General features: G+C 59.2%; 21 protein-coding genes. 10 read left to right on the forward strand and 11 right to left on the reverse strand.

Annotated elements, in window-relative coordinates:
* Nucleotides 1-7 precede the first annotated feature (7 nt).
* From yaaA to QZ190_RS13490, 4 genes are read left to right on the forward strand one after another with little or no spacing between them, the layout of a single operon-like run.
* Nucleotides 8-784, forward strand: a complete 777-nt coding sequence (gene yaaA / locus QZ190_RS13475; RefSeq protein WP_291917139.1) for a peroxide stress protein YaaA — start codon at nucleotides 8-10, stop codon at nucleotides 782-784.
* 2 nt (nucleotides 785-786) lie between these two features.
* Nucleotides 787-1,632, forward strand: coding sequence for an NADPH-dependent 7-cyano-7-deazaguanine reductase QueF (gene queF / locus QZ190_RS13480; protein ID WP_291917141.1), 846 nt, complete (start codon nucleotides 787-789; stop codon nucleotides 1,630-1,632).
* Nucleotides 1,633-1,655: 23 nt separating this feature from the next.
* A complete protein-coding gene (locus QZ190_RS13485; RefSeq protein WP_291917143.1) occupies nucleotides 1,656-2,084 on the forward strand; it encodes a PACE efflux transporter in 429 nt (142 codons plus the stop codon).
* A 60-nt stretch (nucleotides 2,085-2,144) separates the two neighbouring features.
* On the forward strand, nucleotides 2,145-3,338 hold the full coding sequence (locus QZ190_RS13490) for a Fic family protein (RefSeq protein WP_291917145.1): 1,194 nt from the start codon (nucleotides 2,145-2,147) through the stop codon (nucleotides 3,336-3,338).
* A gap of 98 nt (nucleotides 3,339-3,436) precedes the next feature.
* On the opposite strand, the gene QZ190_RS13495 is transcribed toward QZ190_RS13490, so the two are convergent.
* Nucleotides 3,437-3,724, reverse strand: coding sequence for a TIGR03643 family protein (locus tag QZ190_RS13495; protein WP_291917146.1), 288 nt, complete (start codon nucleotides 3,722-3,724; stop codon nucleotides 3,437-3,439).
* A 333-nt stretch (nucleotides 3,725-4,057) separates the two neighbouring features.
* On the opposite strand from QZ190_RS13495, the gene QZ190_RS13500 reads away from it, so the two are divergent.
* Together QZ190_RS13500 and QZ190_RS13505 are read left to right on the forward strand one after the other, a co-directional pair.
* On the forward strand, nucleotides 4,058-4,789 hold the full coding sequence (locus QZ190_RS13500; RefSeq protein ID WP_291917148.1) for a ChaN family lipoprotein: 732 nt from the start codon (nucleotides 4,058-4,060) through the stop codon (nucleotides 4,787-4,789).
* A 23-nt stretch (nucleotides 4,790-4,812) separates the two neighbouring features.
* Nucleotides 4,813-5,319, forward strand: coding sequence for a low molecular weight protein-tyrosine-phosphatase (locus QZ190_RS13505; protein WP_291917150.1), 507 nt, complete (start codon nucleotides 4,813-4,815; stop codon nucleotides 5,317-5,319).
* Nucleotides 5,320-5,341: 22 nt separating this feature from the next.
* Here QZ190_RS13505 and QZ190_RS13510 read toward each other — a convergent pair whose 3' ends face one another.
* Genes QZ190_RS13510 through QZ190_RS13520 form a run of 3 tightly spaced genes read right to left on the reverse strand, consistent with a single transcriptional unit; the run spans nucleotide 5,342 to nucleotide 9,608 of the window.
* A complete protein-coding gene (locus tag QZ190_RS13510; RefSeq protein ID WP_291917152.1) occupies nucleotides 5,342-6,448 on the reverse strand; it encodes a lipocalin-like domain-containing protein in 1,107 nt (368 codons plus the stop codon).
* Between the two features lie 5 nt (nucleotides 6,449-6,453).
* Nucleotides 6,454-8,991, reverse strand: coding sequence for an FtsX-like permease family protein (locus QZ190_RS13515; RefSeq protein WP_291917154.1), 2,538 nt, complete (start codon nucleotides 8,989-8,991; stop codon nucleotides 6,454-6,456).
* The gene (locus tag QZ190_RS13520) at nucleotides 8,985-9,608 is read right to left on the reverse strand and encodes an ABC transporter ATP-binding protein (protein WP_291917156.1); all 624 of its coding nucleotides are present in this window, start codon (nucleotides 9,606-9,608) and stop codon (nucleotides 8,985-8,987) included. The genes QZ190_RS13515 and QZ190_RS13520 overlap by 7 nt, the downstream gene beginning before the upstream one ends.
* Nucleotides 9,609-9,821: 213 nt before the next feature.
* Here QZ190_RS13520 and QZ190_RS13525 point away from each other — a divergent pair, with 213 nt between their 5' ends.
* A complete protein-coding gene (locus QZ190_RS13525; protein WP_291917158.1) occupies nucleotides 9,822-11,237 on the forward strand; it encodes an exonuclease domain-containing protein in 1,416 nt (471 codons plus the stop codon).
* A 76-nt stretch (nucleotides 11,238-11,313) separates the two neighbouring features.
* Entirely contained in the window at nucleotides 11,314-13,266 is a 1,953-nt protein-coding gene (locus QZ190_RS13530) for an AAA domain-containing protein (RefSeq protein WP_291917160.1), read from the forward strand.
* A gap of 38 nt (nucleotides 13,267-13,304) precedes the next feature.
* On the opposite strand, the gene QZ190_RS13535 is transcribed toward QZ190_RS13530, so the two are convergent.
* Entirely contained in the window at nucleotides 13,305-14,228 is a 924-nt protein-coding gene (locus QZ190_RS13535) for a Bro-N domain-containing protein (RefSeq protein ID WP_291917162.1), read from the reverse strand.
* A gap of 74 nt (nucleotides 14,229-14,302) precedes the next feature.
* Between QZ190_RS13535 and QZ190_RS13540 the strand changes: the two genes are divergently transcribed.
* On the forward strand, nucleotides 14,303-14,623 hold the full coding sequence (locus tag QZ190_RS13540) for a C-terminal helicase domain-containing protein (protein WP_291917163.1): 321 nt from the start codon (nucleotides 14,303-14,305) through the stop codon (nucleotides 14,621-14,623).
* A 77-nt stretch (nucleotides 14,624-14,700) separates the two neighbouring features.
* Here QZ190_RS13540 and QZ190_RS13545 read toward each other — a convergent pair whose 3' ends face one another.
* From QZ190_RS13545 to QZ190_RS13565, 5 genes are all read right to left on the reverse strand, one after another.
* Entirely contained in the window at nucleotides 14,701-15,054 is a 354-nt protein-coding gene (locus tag QZ190_RS13545; protein ID WP_090142112.1) for a helix-turn-helix domain-containing protein, read from the reverse strand.
* The gene (locus tag QZ190_RS13550; protein ID WP_291917167.1) at nucleotides 15,035-15,424 is read right to left on the reverse strand and encodes a type II toxin-antitoxin system RelE/ParE family toxin; all 390 of its coding nucleotides are present in this window, start codon (nucleotides 15,422-15,424) and stop codon (nucleotides 15,035-15,037) included. Before QZ190_RS13550 ends, QZ190_RS13545 begins: the two co-directional genes overlap by 20 nt.
* A gap of 89 nt (nucleotides 15,425-15,513) precedes the next feature.
* Entirely contained in the window at nucleotides 15,514-15,726 is a 213-nt protein-coding gene (locus tag QZ190_RS13555) for a hypothetical protein (RefSeq protein ID WP_090142110.1), read from the reverse strand.
* Nucleotides 15,723-16,130: a type II toxin-antitoxin system VapC family toxin gene (locus QZ190_RS13560; protein WP_090142109.1), complete on the reverse strand. Its 408-nt coding sequence runs from the start codon at nucleotides 16,128-16,130 to the stop codon at nucleotides 15,723-15,725. The genes QZ190_RS13555 and QZ190_RS13560 overlap by 4 nt, the downstream gene beginning before the upstream one ends.
* Nucleotides 16,127-16,456, reverse strand: coding sequence for an AbrB/MazE/SpoVT family DNA-binding domain-containing protein (locus tag QZ190_RS13565; RefSeq protein WP_291917171.1), 330 nt, complete (start codon nucleotides 16,454-16,456; stop codon nucleotides 16,127-16,129). Before QZ190_RS13565 ends, QZ190_RS13560 begins: the two co-directional genes overlap by 4 nt.
* A 155-nt stretch (nucleotides 16,457-16,611) precedes the next feature.
* Here QZ190_RS13565 and QZ190_RS13570 point away from each other — a divergent pair, with 155 nt between their 5' ends.
* Entirely contained in the window at nucleotides 16,612-17,799 is a 1,188-nt protein-coding gene (locus tag QZ190_RS13570; protein WP_291917173.1) for a Fic family protein, read from the forward strand.
* 78 nt (nucleotides 17,800-17,877) lie between these two features.
* Here QZ190_RS13570 and QZ190_RS13575 read toward each other — a convergent pair.
* On the reverse strand, nucleotides 17,878-18,057 hold a 180-nt coding region (locus QZ190_RS13575; RefSeq protein ID WP_291917175.1), incomplete at its 5' end, for an ATP-binding protein.

Raw genomic sequence — 18,057 nt, forward strand, 5'->3', positions numbered from 1 at the left:
TCAAGTCATGCTCTTTTTGTTGTCACCCGCCAAATCTCTGGACTACGAAACCCCCGCAGCGGGCGTGCCCCACACGCTGCCCCAGTTCGTGCCGCAATCGCAGGCCCTCATTGAGGTGCTGCGCCAAAAGTCGCCCCAGCAAATCGCCGAGTTGATGGATCTGTCGGATGCGCTGTCGGCCCTGAACGTGGCCCGCTACGAAGCCTGGAGCCCCAAATTCACCGCCCAAAACGCCAAGCAAGCCGTGCTGGCCTTCAATGGCGATGTGTACGAAGGCCTGGATGCCAAGAGCCTGTCAGCGCAAGACCTGGACTGGGCGCAAACCCATGTGGGCATTTTGAGTGGCTTGTACGGCGTGCTGCGCCCGCTGGACTGGATGCAGCCCTACCGCCTGGAAATGGGCACCACGCTGCAGACCGACAAGGGCAGCAACCTGTACAAGTTTTGGGGGCCGCAAATTGCCGAGTACCTGAACGCCCAGCTGGCCAAGGACAAAACCCCGGTCATCGTGAACCTGGCTTCGCAGGAATATTTCAAGTCGGTCGACCGCAAAACCCTCAAGGCCCGCGTCATTGAGTGCGTGTTCGAAGACTTCAAAGGCGGCAAATACAAAATCATCAGCTTCAACGCCAAACGGGCGCGGGGCTTGATGGCGCGATTCGCCATCCAAAACAAAATCACCCACCCTGAAGGTCTGCTGGGCTTTGACCTGGAAGGCTACGCCTACGACCCGCAAGTGTCCGAGCCTGACCGTTTGGTGTTCCGTCGCAAGGTGCAAGCATGAGTATGAACTCGCCAGAGCAATCCCAGCTGGGCAAGTCCAGCGCCTATGTGGACCAGTACGACGCCAGCCTGCTGTTCCCCATCCCCCGCGCCACCAAACGCGCCGAGATCGGCGTCACCGGGCAGCCCGTGTTTTTTGGGGCCGACTTGTGGACCGCGTTTGAGTTGTCTTGGCTCAATACCAAGGGCAAACCTCAAGTGGCGCTGGCGCACATCACCGTGCCGGCCGAAAGCACGCACATTGTCGAGAGCAAGTCCTTCAAGCTGTATCTGAACAGCTTCAACAACACGCGCCTGGAAAACGCCGATGTGGTGCGCGACATGATCCGCCGCGACATCAGCGCCGCCATCTGGCACGGCAGCGCCATGCAGGCCAGCGTGGGCGTGAAGCTGCTGCTGCAAGAGCAATTTGACGCCGAGCCCGTGCACGAGCTCGACGGCCTGAACCTGGACCGCATGGACATCGAATGCAGCCGCTACCAACCCGCGCCCGACTTGCTCACGGCCAACCAATACGAGCAGCCGGTCACCGAAACCCTGGTCAGCCATTTGCTCAAAAGCAATTGCCTGGTCACAGGCCAGCCCGACTGGGGCAGTGTGCAAATCACCTACAGCGGCCCGCAAATCGACCAAGCGGGTCTGCTGCAATACATCGTGAGTTTTCGCAACCACAATGAGTTTCATGAGCAATGCGTCGAGCGCATCTTCATGGACATCTGGACGCGCTGCAAACCGACCAAGCTGACGGTGTACGCCCGCTACACCCGGCGCGGCGGCCTTGACATCAACCCCTGGCGCACCAGTGCACCGGGCGCGGTGCCACCCAATGTGCGCACGGCGCGGCAGTGAGTGCATTCACCGCATTCCCCAACATGACCCCTACCACCCGCCGAGTTTTCCAGGCCCTTTTGTACGAAGCCATTGCCATCGCCGTGGTCGGACCCGTGTTGAGCCTGGCCTTTGACAAGTCGCCCGCTTCCACATTGGGCCTGGCGGTCGTGTTGTCGAGCATTGCACTGACGTGGAACTACGTCTTCAACTGGCTCTTTGAGCGCTGGGAGTCGCGCCAACCGGTGCGTGGCCGCTCCTTTGTCAGGCGGCTGGCCCACGGGGCGGGTTTTGAAGGCGGCTTGGTGATCATTCTTTTGCCCGTCATGTCGCTGTGGCTCGATATTTCGCCCACTGCTGCTTTGGTGGCCAACCTGGGTTTGCTGGCGTTCTTTTTCTTCTATGCCATCGCATTCACCTGGTGCTTCGACCGGGTCTTCGGCTTACCCGCTTCTGCTCAGGCGGGCGATTAAAACCGAGGCTAATGACAGGATTTTTCTTGTATTCATATCATGAATTGATATGATTAAGCCATGAAATCGTATCAACGCTGGATTTGGCAGCTACCTGATTGGCCAGCGTTGGCGTTTGACGCCCAGCGGGTCCAGGACCTCTTGGCTGCGGCCAGAAACGCCCAAGGGGTTCTTTTGGGCAAAGCCGAGGCGATTGGGTTGGAAGGCCTGCAGCCCCACATCCGCGATTCGCTGACACATGAGGCGCTGACCACCTCAGCGATTGAAGGCGAGAAGCTGGACCCTGAAAGTGTTCGCTCTTCCGTGGCCCGGCGCTTGGGGCTGGACACGTCGGGTGCCCCCGTGCGCGAAGGCAGGCGCAACATCGAGGGGCTGATTGATGTGTTGCAAGACGCCACCCTCAACACCGATTCACCGTTGACGCTGGAGCGGCTGTGCAGTTGGCATGGGGCGCTTTTCCCCACAGGTTTTTCGGGCGTGCAGCGCATCGATGTGGGCGCTCTGCGTTCTGTGCCCATGGAAATCGTCAGTGGCGCTGTGGGGCGCAGCAAGGTGCATTACGCCGCGCCGCCTGCAGATGGCTTGGCTAACCAAGTGGATGCTTTTTTGACGTGGTTCAACCAAACGCAGCCCAAGGTCGGCACTCACCCCATGGACGGCCTGGTGCGTGCCGCTGTTTCGCACCTGTGGTTTGAGACGCTGCACCCGTTTGACGATGGCAACGGGCGTATTGGCCGGGCCATCTTGCAACTGGCGCTGTGTCAAGACATGGGCCAGCCCGGACGCATCGTGACGCTGTCCAGGCAAATCGAATCCAGCAAAGACCGCTATTACAGCGAGCTGGAGCGGGCACAGCGCTCCCAAAGCATGGACGTGACGGCCTGGGTCGAATGGATGCTGGAACAAATGGTGCTGGCCAGCGAATTCGCCAACCGCACCATTGATTCGGCCATTCAACGCATCCGGTTTCAGGCCCAAATGTCTTTGGTTCGTTTCAATGAGCGTCAGCAAAAAACCATGAAGAAGCTGCTGGATGCTGGCCCCAAAGGTTACGAAGGCGGCATGACGACGCGCAAGCACGAGCGCATCGCGCAAACCTCCACACCCACGGCAGCCCGTGACCTGATTGAGCTGGAACGGCTTGGCCTGCTCACCCGGTACGGTGACGGCCGCTCGACGCGGTATTACCCAGCGATAGAGGGCTGGGCCGAGGACGAAGCCAAGTTGGGAAAAGCCAGCGGGAAGGCTGATTGATTGGGGTTGCCAAGACGGGTCATTGAAAGGGGGGTAATTTGCCGCCACCATTGGGCCAGTGCCGGTTCTATTGCTAAGCTTTGTCGAAGCGCCATCCATCAGCAATTGCCGCGTCGGTGGTCGGCGATCAAATGGTCGTCGAATTTCATGTCTGGGCTTCTCAGCGCCCGGTGTTTGGTCGTTCGACCTTTCATGCGCTTGCGCCACATCCGAAAAGAATTGGGCTGAAGCTCGTGCCGCATGAGGCGAATGACATCCGCTTCCGACCAACCCATGCGCTCCTGAATGGTTTCAAACGCAGTCCGGTCTTCCCAGGCCATCTGAATGATGACGGAAATATCCCCCTCGGAAAGGCTGGCAAGACGCTCTGAAAATTTGGCCTCCACGGCACTTCCTCCTGTGTAAATGATGATGCGGCGATAACGAGGGCCACGTCAAACATTCCCAGTGTGCCCCGACAAACCAATTCCCCAGACCTCATTGGGGGGATAGCCCCAAGCGGGTGCCATCCTCCGGGCTGCCTGCCATAAGCTTTGGTAAGTTTTTTATCGGTCCAGTGAACATTTGCCTTGCAAAAAATGAACAACGCCAGCATTCGTCTGCATCGGCTTCGCTGCGCCCTCGCGGTTTTTTCTCTCGCAGTCCCCAGCACGTTTTTTGCCGCGGCCTCGCAAAGCCCGGATGCCAAGACACCCCAAGACAGTACAAAGATATTCTTTTTGGGTGAGGTTCATGACAACGAACACGGTCACCAACGCCGACTGGAGCGGGTCAGGCAACTGATCGAACAAGGGCCACAACCCGTGGTGGCGATCGAGCAGTTTGACCGTGAAAATCAAGCCGTTTTAGACGCTGCGCTGTCGCAATGCCCAGACGTGGATTGTGTTGTGGCCAAAGCGGGAACGACTGGCTGGGCGTGGCGTTTTTACAGGCCTTATGTGCAATGGGCGCTGGACAAAAAAATCAAACTGGTCGCGGCCAATTTGTCCAATGCGGATGTGCGCAAAGTCATGACCCATGGCTTTGCCGCTGTGTTGGGCCAGCAACTCGTTGACACGTACCAACTCAAGCAGATTCCCGGTCAACTCTTGAGTGCACAAAACAAAGCCATCCAGGAGGGCCACTGCAACATGTTGCCCGCCCAAGCGATTGGCCCCATGGTTCAGGGGCAGATCGCACGCGATGTGTGGATGGCCCATGTGGTCAATGGTGTTTCGAATGCGCCCGTTGTGCTGATCGCTGGCAACGGCCATGTCAGAAAAGACGCGGGGGTCATGCAGTGGCTCACGCCCCAAAACCAGGCCAAAACCCAAGTGCATGGGTATGTTGAAAACACCGATCAAAATGATGCCGAATGGTACGACCATGTGCATGTCGTGCCCCAGGTTGAGCGTGAAGATCCGTGCCTGGTCTTCACGCAAAATCGCGCCCCCAAACCGACGAAAAAATAAATCACCCCAAGACCCGCCACGACATGAGCGAAGCCACTTACAAAATCCTGTTCGTCTGCATGGGCAACATCTGCCGCAGTCCGACGGCCGAAGCTGTTTTCTTCAAACGGCTGACTGAGCAAAACCTCTTGCACAAGGTCCAAATTGACTCGGCAGGCACGCACAACTTTCACCCCGACGCGCCACCCGATGAGCGCAGCCAAAAGCATGCACTCAAAAGAGGCTACGAGCTCGCACACCTGAGGGCCAGACCTGTCGTGGAAAGAGACTTTGAGGAATTCGATTTGCTCCTGACCATGGATTGGGACAACCGCGCCCTCTTGGAAGAAAGATGCCCGGTGACGCACCAACACAAGATCCGGGGTTTAGCGGAGTTTTTGCTCACCACGCAGGCCCCGGTCATCCCCGACCCTTATTACGGCGGAGATCAAGGTTTTGAGCATGTGTTGGACTTGATCGAAGAAGCCAGCGAAGGCCTGGTGCAATTCGTCAAACACAAAGTGCAGCCTGCACAGCCACCAAGCCCATGACCGTTTCAAAATCCGGCAAGGGTCAAATTTTCAAAGGCGCGCCGTAACCCGTCAGCTCCAAATAACCTTGGCCGAGCAAACGCTCGCCCTGCATCAGACTGACAGCACCTTCCCAATAAAAACCGCCCGTGCTGGCGCGCGCATCCACCTCTTGGCCCAGCATGAGCGGCACCAGGCTGTAGCGCTGATCGCCCACCCACAAATCCATGGGGATGGGGTAGTCGATCAATGACTGGGCACGCCAACGGCCTGCTGGCTGCCACCGCAGGCCCTGCCAGCCTTTGGCAGGGCGGCCTGCTGCGTCACGGGCGTCCACGTGGGCATAAATCGCAGCCGCTTTGTCGTTGCGTATCTGAAAAGCCATCAGCGTGCCGCCGTCCAGCAAGTTGATGCCCAGCCAGTCCCAGCCCACAGCCCCGGCCATCAGCAATTGGCTGGACCACTCGTGATCAAGCCAAGCTTTGCCCACCAGTTTTTGGGTCTCTTTTCCCACCGTCACATCGGCCTTCACACCCAAAGGCGCACGGCTGTAATAGTGGCTGGCCTGCAAGGCCTCGGGGCCCTTGGACGAGAAGCCCTCTTGGCCACGCAAAAGGGCGGGCTGCGCGGCGCTGGCATCAAAAGACACGGCAAAACCTTCGCCTGCAAAGCGGCCTGTGTACACCTCGCCCGCTGAGCCTTGCTCTCGGCGCAAATGCCAATCCTCAAACTGCACATCGGTGTCCGAAGTTTCTGCGCGGCGCAAAGCACCGCCCAAACGCCCCGCACGGTTGGCATGCAAAAAAACATTTTTGGGGGCCACTGCCAAGGCCGCATGCGCGAAAAGCAATTGCGTTGGCGCCAATCGACTGGGGTTCTCGGGCGCATGCTGGGTTCGGCTGCGGAAAAAGGTCAACTGAAACCCCATGGCCGATGGCCCTTGGCCCAGCCAACCCGTCAGGTACCACCACTCGGTGCGGTACTCGGGGTGCGAGCCGTAATCTCTGGGAAAGTTCAAGCGTCGCGGCTTGACGGGTGGGTAAAACGGAGCGCCTGCCGTGGCAGCTTGGGCGGGCCAAGGTGACAGACCGGCCACCACCATGGCGGCAGTCTGGATGGCGAGCCGCCGATTGGAAGGGGGTTGTGTCATGCGGTTTACCAATCGGCCCTCAGGCTCTCAGCCAAGCGTTTTGAATCCAGCCCTTGGCCTGCAGCCCAGCGCGCAGCCAACACGCCCAGCATCATCAGCATCGCACTGATCACCCACCATTGCCCCACATCCAAATGCGTGTTCATGGTCCAGTGAAAAGACTCAGGGTTCACTTTGTGGATCAAGATCTGGCTCATCAACCCGCCCAAAACACTGGCCCACACCACCGCCACAGCCAACAGCAAACCCACCTCTACAGACACCAGGCGCAAGCTGTCTTGGTGTGACAGCCCCAAGTGCGCCAGCAAGCCGAACTCGCGCCGCCGCAAAAGCAATTGACCGGTGACGCCCGCCGCCACAGAAAACAGCGCCACAAACAAAGCGGCGGCTTCCAGGGCGTAGGTCATGGCAAAGCTGCGGTCAAAAATCTTGAGCGACAGCTGGCGCACATCGTTGGCGCTGATCCATTTGAGCTGCGTGAGCTCAGGCACTTGGCGTTGGATGTCGGTCATGACTTGCGCTGTGTCTGCGCCGTTTTCCAGCCAAACCGAAACACTGGAGCGCGAACGGTCCCCCGTGAGGGCTTCGTAGTCTGCGGTTGACATCACCACAGAGCCATGTTGGCGGCCATAGTCTCTGTACAAGCCGCCAACCCACACCTTGGATGGGCCTTGCGGGCTCAGTGGCAAGCTGGCGACTTCGCCCACACGCCAGCCGTACAAATCGGCCATGGCCTCGGAGCCAAAAACCACCATGTACTTGGGGCCATCCGCAGGCGGCAACTTGGACAAGCCCACCAAGGCCACCGACTGCATCGGGTCTTGCCAATTCACAGGCTTCGCGATCAAGACCACCTCAGGGCGGTCGTTGACCAGGCGCAGGTTTCTTTGCCGACTGGTTTCCACCTTTTGCACTTGGGGCACTTGAGCCACCAAAGCTTGCACCGATGGGTCAAACCCCGGCTGATCCACCATCGAGTGGCTGCTGGTGTAAAGGTCAGCGGGCAGCACCAAACCCAACCAATCGGACACCGACGTTCTGAAGCTGCTGACCATGACCATCATCGCCACCGTCAATGAAAACGCCGCCACCGTGCCCGCGATCAAAGGCGTGGCCGCAGAGGGCGCTTGCGCCAGCCGCCAAACGGCCAAGCGCACCACCGCCGGAACACGCACCGCCGCCACCCTGCGCGACAGCCCACCCCAGAGCTTGGACAAAATCCAAGGCACAGCCAAGAGCCCGGCGCACAGCAGGGCCGCAATCGCCCCGTAGGCAGCCCAGGGCAAGCCACCCAGCGGAGGCAACATGAGCAGCGCGATGGCCAGTGCAGTGCACAGCAGACTCCACTTCAAGCTGGGCAAGCTCAGCACCAGTGTTTCGGCTTGGCCTGCACGCAACAAAGCCATGGGCCGCCGCCAGTTGATTTGCGACAAAGGCAGCCACGCCGACGCCAAACCCATCAGCACCGCGGCCATCGCAAAAACGAACAGAGCCACCCAGTCAATGACCATGGCCGCAGGCGCACCCGAAAAGTAATTGCCGCCCAAGTCACCCCCCACGATGCGCATCAAAACGGCTGCCAACAACAAGCCCATGCCCACCCCCAACGCACCGCCTAAAGCGCCGATCAGCCCGCCTTGCGCCCAAACAAAGCGCCGAAGCCACGACTCGCTGGCCCCCAGCACACCCAACAAAGCCAACTCGGCCCGCTGACGAACAATGGACAAATGCACCGCTGTGGACACCAAAAAGCCCCCCGTGAGCAAGGCCACCATGGCCAGCACCGTCAGGTTCACCCGGTAGGCCCGCGACAGCAGCGACATGCGCCGGTCGCGGTCTTGCGTGGCCACCAATTGCAGGGGTTCAGACTGCGCTTTCAAGGCATCCCTCAGCCCCTGTGTGCTTTGCCAGTCTTCCAGGCGCAGGTCCAGCCGGGACACCCCACCCAGCCGGTTGAAGGCCCATTGCGCACTGCCAATGTCCATCACGCCAATCACTTGCGATGCCGCCCCTGGCACCTCGCCTGCCACCCGCAAAGTCACCGAATCCAGGCCATGCCGCAGGCGAATGTTGTCGCCCACCTTCACGTTCAAAACGTCCAAGGCCGCACGCGACAAAAACAGCGCCTTGGCATCAAACAAATCCCCGGCACCACCCTCGGCAAAGGGCAGCAAAGACGGCGACACCACGGCGGCTTTGAAAATATCCAACCCCAGCACCGTCAGTTGCTCGGTGCGCACCACCAGCACAGGGCTCACGGTGTGAATGCCCAAAGCCGCTCGGCGGCGGTCCCAGTCTTCGATCTGCCGGTCATCGATGTCGCCCAAAGGCGCAACCAACTGGGCCGACGCTTGGCCATTGACCGTGTCCAGGGCTTGGCCAAACGATGCGAGTGCCGAATGGTTCACGGTGTGGATGGCCACCGCCAGCATCACGCCAATGGCCACCATCACCAGCGCCACCAACCAGCGCGTCCAGGCCTGGATGGAAGCGCCCTTCAGCAGCCACCAAAACAGCACCTGCTGGCCCGTCAACTTCAGCACAGCAAACCTTTTTTGGTCAGGCGCAGCGTTCGGCCCATGGCCCGTGCCGCCTCGTCCGAATGGGTGACCATGACCAGGCTGGTCTGGCGCTCTCGGCACAAGCCCACGAGCAGGGCCAGAGTCTTGGCGGCAGTGTCGGTGTCCAGATTGCCGGTGGGCTCGTCGGCAAACACCACCTTGGGCCGATGCACCAGCGCACGCGCCAGTGCCACGCGTTGCTGTTCACCACCAGACAAACTGGTGGGCTTGGCGTCTAGCCGTGTGGCCAAGCCCAAGTCCCCCAACAGTTCCCGCGCTGACTGGGCAGCGTCCTGACCAGACGCGCCGCCCAACAAACAAGGCACCATGACGTTTTGCAGCGCTGACAAATGCGGCAACAGGTGAAATGCCTGAAACACAAAGCCCATGTCCGCTTGGCGGCAAGCGCGCCGCTGCTCAGCCGAGCAAGCCGAGGTGGGCTGGCCAGCCCAATGCACCTCGCCATGGGTCGGGACTTCAAGCCCAGCCATGATGTTCAGCAAGGTGGACTTGCCGCAGCCCGACGTGCCTTGAATGGCCACATGCTCACCCAATGCCAGATCAAACGAAAGGCCTTCAAACAGCCATTCGCCGGGCATGTGGGCATGCCCCACTGAAATTAAACTTAAAACAGACATGAATCCAAGCCGTGGTGCGTGAGGGGAGAGTGCGGTGTGCTGGAGGCGTGATGCCAGAACGCCTGTGCCGCTGATTATGGTTCGCGCCGCCAAGCTTTGCGCAATGGGCCTGACAGCCATCACACTTTGTGGGTTTAGGTACGATCCCCACTTACGCCCACCCATGGCCCAACCATGAACCCCCCAGACACCGAATTCCCTGTTCTTGCCTTTGTCGACATCGAAACCACGGGTGGCAACTCCGAACGTGACCGGATCACCGAAATCGGCATCAAGACACTGGACCAAGGCCAAGAAACGGTGTGGGAAAGCCTGCTGGACCCCCAAACCTTCATCCCGCAAAACATCCAAAGGCTGACGGGCATCACGCCGGACATGTTGGCGGGCCAACCCCCATTTGACGAACTGGCGCTGCAAATCAAAAAAGAGTTGGAAGGCAAGATCTTTGTCGCGCACAACGCCCGTTTTGACTACGGCTTCATCAAAGCCTCTTTTAAGCGCTTGGGTCTGGATTTTCGGCCCAAGGTGCTGTGCACCGTCAAGCTCTCGCGGCTGCTGTTTCCGCATCAGGCCCGGCACAACCTGGACACCATCGTCGCTGCGCACGGGCTGACGGTCACTGCGCGGCACCGGGCTTTGGGCGACGCCGATTTGCTGCTCCAGTTTTGGCGCGTGTGTGAAAAAACCTTTGGCCCCGCACGCTTGCTGGAAGCGGTCAATGAGTTGCTGGGCAGTGTGAGCCTGCCGCCCAACATCAACCAATCCGTCATTGACGCCATCCCAGACACACCGGGTTGTTACATCTTTTACGGCGAGCACAAAGCGCCCTTGTACATCGGCAAAAGCATCACGATGCGCAGCCGCGTCATGAGCCATTTCCAAAGTGCGCTCACCGTGCGCAAAGAGATGAAACTGTCTCAACAGGTGCACCACATCGAATGGATCGAGACGGGCGGCGAGTTGAGCGCTTTGATCTTAGAGGCCAAGCTCATCAAAGAGCGCATGCCCAGCGCCAACATCAAGCTGCGCCGCTCCAAAGACCTGTGCGCCTGGCAATTGAGCCCAGAACCTTCCGGCCTGCAACGCCCCATACTCATCACGCACAAGCATTTGCAACCTGGCTTTCAAGACAATTTGTACGGGCTCTTTAGCAACAAGAAAGAAGCGCTGGGTTATTTGGCCGCCGTCGCCAAAAAGTACCAACTGTGCGAGGCCTTGCTGGGCCTGGAGAAGGTGGAAGAGGGCAAGCCTTGTTTTGGCTACCAAGTCAAACAATGCCAAGGCGCGTGCATTGGCCAAGTGTCCTTGGCGGTGCACAATCTGAAGCTGCAAACGGCCCTTCAGCTTTACAAGGTTCCCGTTTGGCCATTTGAGGGTGCAGTCGTCATCAAGGACGGGCACAGCATGTTGGTGATCAACAAATGGTGTTACTTGGGCACCGCCAACGACCACGATGAGCTGGACGACATCGCTCGCTCTGAAGACTTTGAGTTTGACCTGGACATTTACAAGGTCGTCAAAAAAGCCATGGCTGGCTCTCACAAAACCAATGTGGTGAAACTTTCGTCCCACACCTCTACCTTTGACTGACCAAGACCCGACCCCCACCGCCCCTAGCGTTGTTCAACATGATGTTCAAAGTGAGTTACGCCATGTGCGTGCGCTCATGCACCTTGAGCAACAGGAAGACCAGGCGCAGTTCAAGCTCAAAAATGCCAGTGCCAGCATCAAAGAGCGCCGTCGGCGTGGCCTGACCTGGTACCCCGTCACCATCACCCAAGAAGACATCGGTTTTGGCGGCAAGGTGGTGCTGGAGCTGGAGCGCCCAGCGCATCGGCAAGACCTGCATTTGTTTCAGGTGGGCGCGGCTGCGGCGCTGTTCAGCAGTGCGCCCGGTTACTCGGGGCCAGACCGGCCCGTGGTGAGCGGCGTGGTGACCCGCGTGCGGCGCAACAAGCTGCTGTTGGCCACCACCAAAGAAGCGCTGCCCGACTGGGTGCTGGACGGCAGTACGCTGGGTGTTGACCTGACCTTTGACGAGGTCAGCTACCGCGAGATGAACCAGGCCCTGAGCGCGGTCATGGCCGCCCACGGCAACCGCTTGGCCGAACTGCGCGACGTGCTGTTGGGCGCCCGACAGGCAACTTTTCGCGAGCCCCAAGCCGAGGACCTGTTTTACCCCAGTGCGCTCAACGACTCGCAGCTGGCCGCTGTGCGCCATGTGGTCACGGCGCAAGACGTGGCCATCATCCACGGCCCGCCCGGCACGGGCAAAACCACCACGCTGGTGCAAGCCATTTTGGAAACCATTCGGCGCGAGCGGCGCGTGTTGGTGTGCGCCCCCTCCAACACCGCCGTGGACCTGCTGACCGAAAAGCTGGCCGAGCGCGGTGTGAATGTGATCCGCCTGGGTAACCCCAGCCGCGTGTCAGACCTGCTGCTCCAGCACACGCTAGACGCCGGGGTGATGGCCCACGCCAGCTACGCCAAGATGCACGCGATGCGCCAAACCGCCGAGCAGCACCGCCAGACGGCCAGCGAACGCGTACGCAACTTTGGTTTTGAGGAACGACAGCGCCGCCTATGGCTAAAGGAAGAAGCCCGCACGCTGCGCCAAGCCGCCGACGATTTGGAGCGCTTCATGACCGAGGACGTGCTCGAATCGGTGCAGGTCATCACCTGCACGCTGGTGGGCGCCAGCCACCGCTCCATTCGCCAGCTGGGCTTTGAGACCGTCTTCATTGACGAAGCCGCCCAGGCCTTGGAGCCGGGTTGCTGGATTCCCATTGCCAAGGGCCAGCGCCTGGTGTTGGCTGGCGACCATCACCAGCTGCCACCCACCGTGAAAAGCGAAAAAGCCGCCCGCGAAGGCCTGCGCGAAACCCTGTTTGAAAAGTGCATCCAGCGCCAACCCCACACCGCCCGCATGCTGAAGGTGCAATACCGCATGCACGCGCACATCATGGGCTTCAGCTCCGATAAGTTTTATGGCGGCCAACTGGTGGCGCACGCCAGCGTGCGCGACGCTGACCTGGCCGCTTACGACCCGCGCTTTAATGACCCACGTTTTTCGCCCGACCTGCCCGTGGAATTCATCGACACGGCGGGCTGCGGTTTTCAAGAACTGGCCATCCCCGAAAGCCGTTCAACCGCCAACCCCGAAGAAGCCCACTTGCTGCTGGAGCGCCTGGCGCAGCTGCTGGCCAAACTGTCGGAACCAGGCGAACCCACCGACCCAGACCAGCGCCCGCTGACCATTGGCGTGATCGCACCGTACCGCGCCCAAATCAACTATTTGAAAGACGCCATCGAAGACGGCGCCATGCTGAACGACTTGCTGCTGCAACGCAGGCTCAGCGTGGGCACCGTCGATTCGTTTCAGGGCCAAGAGCGCGACATCATTGCCATCACCTTGACGCGCAGCAACCCCCAAGGCGAGATCGGCTTCCTGTCCGACATCCGCCGCATGAACGTGGGCATGACCCGCGCACGGCGCAAGCTGCTGCTGGTGGGCGACTCGTCCACGCTGTGCAGGCATCCTTTTTTTGGGGAGTTGCTGGCGTATGTGAAGGGGGTGGGGGGCTACCGCACTGCGCATGAAGTGGCCAAACAGACCTGAAACAGAGATGGCCATTGCTGAGAAGTCAGCGCCTTGAGCTATACGCCCTTGGGCCGCTTTGGCTTCACCCGAACTTTGGGCTTGCTCGGCGCTGCTGGTTCGGGCGCATCCAGCAAACCCGGCGAAGGTGCTGTGGTCAGGTAGTTGGCTTTGCTCACAACCTTCTTACCTGTTTTGGCCTCTAGCGCTTTGCGGGCGTTGCCGGCAATCTTTCCGCCCTCTTTTGCGGACGTGCGGTTTTCATCAAAACCCAAGGCGTCACTGCGGCGGGCAATCTCGGTGGTGCTGGCTTCGCCCAGCATGGTGAAGATCAACTCCAGATCGGTCATGTGGTCGCGCAGGTTGTTGCCGGTCTTCACCACATCCAGGCCTTTGAGCTGGCTGTGTTCGACGGGTGTCACGCCAAATGTGGCGCGGGCAATTTCGGCGGTGAGTATTGAATACTCTTTGCCCTCGGCAACGCCGCGTGCTTTCCACTCGTCGGTCAGCTCCCCGCGCACGGAGATGGAGCGAAGCCGCTTCTCGATCCATGCTTGTGGGTAGCCTTTGGCTTGGTACAGCTCACGGGCACGGGCGCTGGCCAGTTCGGGGTTTTCTATTTCTTTGACTCGCTCGTAACCCACCTGCGCCAGCCAGCGTTTGAAAGGCTCGGCCTTTGGCGAGGGGATGGACTGGATGATGCGGAACAGACCTTCGGTGTTGGCGCAATTTACCCGCTGTGCACCGCCTGCGGTCGGAACACGAAGGGGGGTGGCAATTTGCCCCCACCCTTTGGCAAGCTCCGGGTCACGACGGCGCAGGTCTTTCACGTAGCCCTCTGGCTGCACCGAATCGGACAGCACACCCACCACGTCAACAATAGCAAACCACCATTCCTCGTTGTGCCAGACACGGCGAATGGTGGTTTCTTGAAATACCGCGATGTGCTGTGCGGGATCGTTGGGGGTGGTGATTTTCTGCATATGGCTCCCGGGAGTGCTGTAATTTTATACAGTTGTTTGCGATTGCGGCAACCGCTATTTCTTCTCTGAGCTGATTGCAGTACGCTCGCACGCAAACGTGCCTAAAGACGGCTGCGTGCCAGCTGCTGCAACGCAAGCTCAACGTGGGCACGGTCGATTCGTTTCAGGGCCAAGAGCGCGACATCATTGCCATCACCTTGACGCGCAGCAACCCCCAAGGCGAGATCGGTTTCCTGTCTGACATCCGCCGCATGAACGTGGGCATGACCCGCGCACGGCGCAAGTTGTTGTTGGTGGGCGACTCGTCCACGCTTTGCAGGCATCCGTTTTTTGGGGAGTTTCTGGCTTATGTGAAGGGGGAGGGGGGATACCGCACGGCGCGTGAGGTGGCCTAAATGGGTGCCTGCTTGAGCGCTGTTTGCCGTCAGGGGCTTGCAGCGCAAGGGGGTACAAGTTGTACCCCAGTGGGCAACTAGGCCGCTGCCCGTGAACGTCGAGCAGCACCTGCGCGCTTGTTGAGGGTGACTTCACCTCCCAAGTGGTCGATCACCACGGACGGGCGATCAGGAAACTTGGCCACCAGTTCCAGCTTGCCGCCCATGCTCTCCACATAGTGGCGCATCGTTGAAAGCAGCATGTCGCTGCGCTTTTCCAAACGAGAAATGGTGTCCTGACGCACCCCCAAGGCGGCAGCCATTTGCTCTTGTGTTTGCTGGGCGGCATGGCGAAGGTCTTTGAGTGTCGCCAATTCCATGGCCCGATCCTCCACCCGTTTTTTCCGATCTTTGGGCAGCGCAGCCATCACGTCATCGAGTTTTCTTGCCATTTTTGGACTCCTTGGTTGATTGACTCAAAGTGCCCAGATGATCGTCGTAACGCGCATCGGCCACCGTGAGTAAGCGCTTGTAAAACCTGCGCTGATCTGCCCCACCTTTATCTCCACCCACAAGCAAGATGGCTTGTCGGCGGGGATCAAAGGCAAAGGCCACTCGCCAAACCTGACCATTCCAGGAAAACCGAAGTTCCTTCATGTTGCTGTGTCGTGAACCCTTCAGGGTATCGATGGTAGGTCGCCCCAAATCAGGTCCAAACATCGCCAGCAACTTGGCATGTGCCAAGAGTTCGTCTTGAAGCTCCTCGACCAAAGCTTCGAACTCAGCGTTGAAGGCGTCGTGAAACAGAACAGTCCAAGTCATTGCGAAATTATGGACTTAAAGACATATGGAGTCAAATCCATCTTGAGCGACGAACAGAACTTTGACGGCTGCGTGGTGACCCGCTGCTCTTATGTGAATTGCGTGGGGGGCAATCGCACGGCGCATGAGGTGGACATTGAGGCCTGATCTTGCTGCGATTCGTCTACGCTGCTCTTGCTCAAGGCCAGCGTGACTTTCACGCCATCTTCCTTGAACGCCAGCTCGGCAGGCGACGGCAGAAAATCTGCAACCACCTCAACATCTCCCATGGGCTCATCCGTGTAAACGATCTTCTTTTTCACGTCATCCAGTCCTCAATTTTCAAGCCCGGCACCCGCTTGAAGTGCCGTGTGTTGTGGGTTACCAAGGGCAGGCCCAGCGCCAATGCGTGCGCGGCGATTTGGGTGTCCATCTCGCCAATGGGCTGCCCGGTTTGCTGCAGGTGGGCGGCAACTTCTCCATAGTAGTCTGCGGCCTCCAGCGTCCATGGCAAAACGGGCAACTCATTGAGCAGCAAATCAATGGTTCGGCGGCGTTTGTCTTCGGCTTGCAGCAGTGCCTGCCCAAACCGAGTTTCGGCGCGGGTGATGGCGGAGATGGCGACCTCCTGCTTTTTGAGCGCCACCAACATGCGCGTTTGCAGCGCGGCAGAGCTGTTGCGTGCGAAGTAGCCCAAGATGTTGGTGTCCACCAAAAACTTGATCACTTGCGGGCCTTGGTTTTGGCGGTGCGTTTAACGGAGGCTTTGGGGGCTGTTGGCGTATCCCAGTCTGCAAACGGATTTTTGGGTGGATTTTTTTGCCGACTGGCATCCGATAAAAAGTCGTCGGGCAATGGGCTGTCCGCAATGGCGGCCATCAGCGCATCCAGCCGACGCTTGCGCAATGTTTCCGTGTCCTTGGGCTTGAGCGTGATCTCTCCCGTCACCTCGTTGCGAGCAATCCACATTTCATCGACATCCACACGAAATGCCTTGGGCAAGCGAATCGCCTGGCTGTTGCCGTTGGTAAAAACTTTGGCGGTAGCGAGCATGGCACCCTCCTTGGAATGTATCTATGAAAACGTATCTACTTTATCACCAAGCAATTGATTCAGTCCAAGTCAAAAACCCACAGCTGAATTGATCTTGACACCGCGCACGATACGATTTTCATCCCATTCAAATCATAAATTGATATGATTAAGCCATGAAATCATATCAACGTTGGATTTGGCAGCTGCCAGAGTGGCCAGCATTGGCGTTCGACGCGCAGCGAATCCAGGCGGCATTGGCGGCCGCAAGAACATCCCAAGGAATTCTTCTTGGCAAAGCGGAGGCGATTGGCCTGGAAGGGCTGCAGCCCCACATCCGCGACTCGCTGACGCAAGAGGCATTGACCACCTCTGCGATTGAAGGCGAAAAGCTGGACCCTGAAAGTGTTCGCTCTTCCGTGGCCCGGCGCTTGGGGCTGGACACGTCGGGTGCCCCCGTGCGCGAAGGCAGGCGCAACATCGAGGGGCTAATTGATGTGTTGCAAGACGCCACCCTCAACACCGATGCACCCTTGACGCTGGAGCGGCTGTGCAGTTGGCACGGGGCGCTTTTCCCCACGGGCTTTTCGGGCATGCAGCGCATTGATGTGGGCGCTCTGCGTTCTGTGCCCATGGAGATCGTCAGTGGGGCCGTGGGCCACAGCAAGCTGCATTACGCCGCGCCACCCGCTGAAGGTCTGGCCGAGCAGATGGACGCTTTTTTGAATTGGTTCAACCAAACCCAGCCCAAAGTCGGGCCGCAGCCCATGGACGGCTTGGTGCGTGCCGCTGTCTCGCATCTGTGGTTCGAGACGCTGCACCCGTTTGACGATGGCAACGGTCGTCTAGGCCGGGCCATCTTGCAACTGGCACTGGGCCAAGACATGGGCCAGCCTGGGCGCATCGTGACACTGTCGCGGCAAATCGAGTCGTGCAAAGACCAGTATTACCGCGAGCTAGAGCGGGCACAACGCTCCAAAAGCATGGACGTGACGGCATGGGTCGAATGGTTGCTGGCGCAAATTGATCTGGCCAACGAATTCGCCAACCGCACCATCGATTCCGCCATTCAACGCATTCGGTTTCAGGCCCAAATGTCATCGGTCTCGCTCAATGAGCGTCAGCATAAAACCATGAAGAAGCTGCTGGATGCTGGCCCCAAAGGTTTTGAGGGCGGCATGACCACGCGCAAGCACGAGCGGATTGCGCAAACCTCAACACCCACCGCCGCCCGAGACCTCATCGATCTGGAACGCCTGGGGCTGCTCACCCGGTACGGTGATGGTCGATCAACACGGTATTACCCCGCGATAGAAGGCTGGGCCGAGGACGATGCCAAGTTGGGCAAAGCCAGTGGGACTTGAGGTGCATGACACCCTGATGGCCAGTCCAAATTCCCCCACCCGTGGCCACCCCAAATTCCCCCAGGCAGCGCAGTCGGATTATGACCCTTCAGCTTGGATGGCCAAGCGTGCCGCCGCCTCCTTGAGCCTGTAGCTCTTGCCCTCAAACTCCAGCATCACGCAGCGGTGCATCAACCTGTCCAAAATCGTGCTGGCCATCGTGGCATCGCCCAGATACTTGCCCCAGTCCTGCACCACCCGGTTCGATGTCACCACCAG

The organism is Limnohabitans sp. (genome assembly GCF_017848645.1).
Taxonomy (GTDB): domain Bacteria; phylum Pseudomonadota; class Gammaproteobacteria; order Burkholderiales; family Burkholderiaceae_C; genus Limnohabitans_A.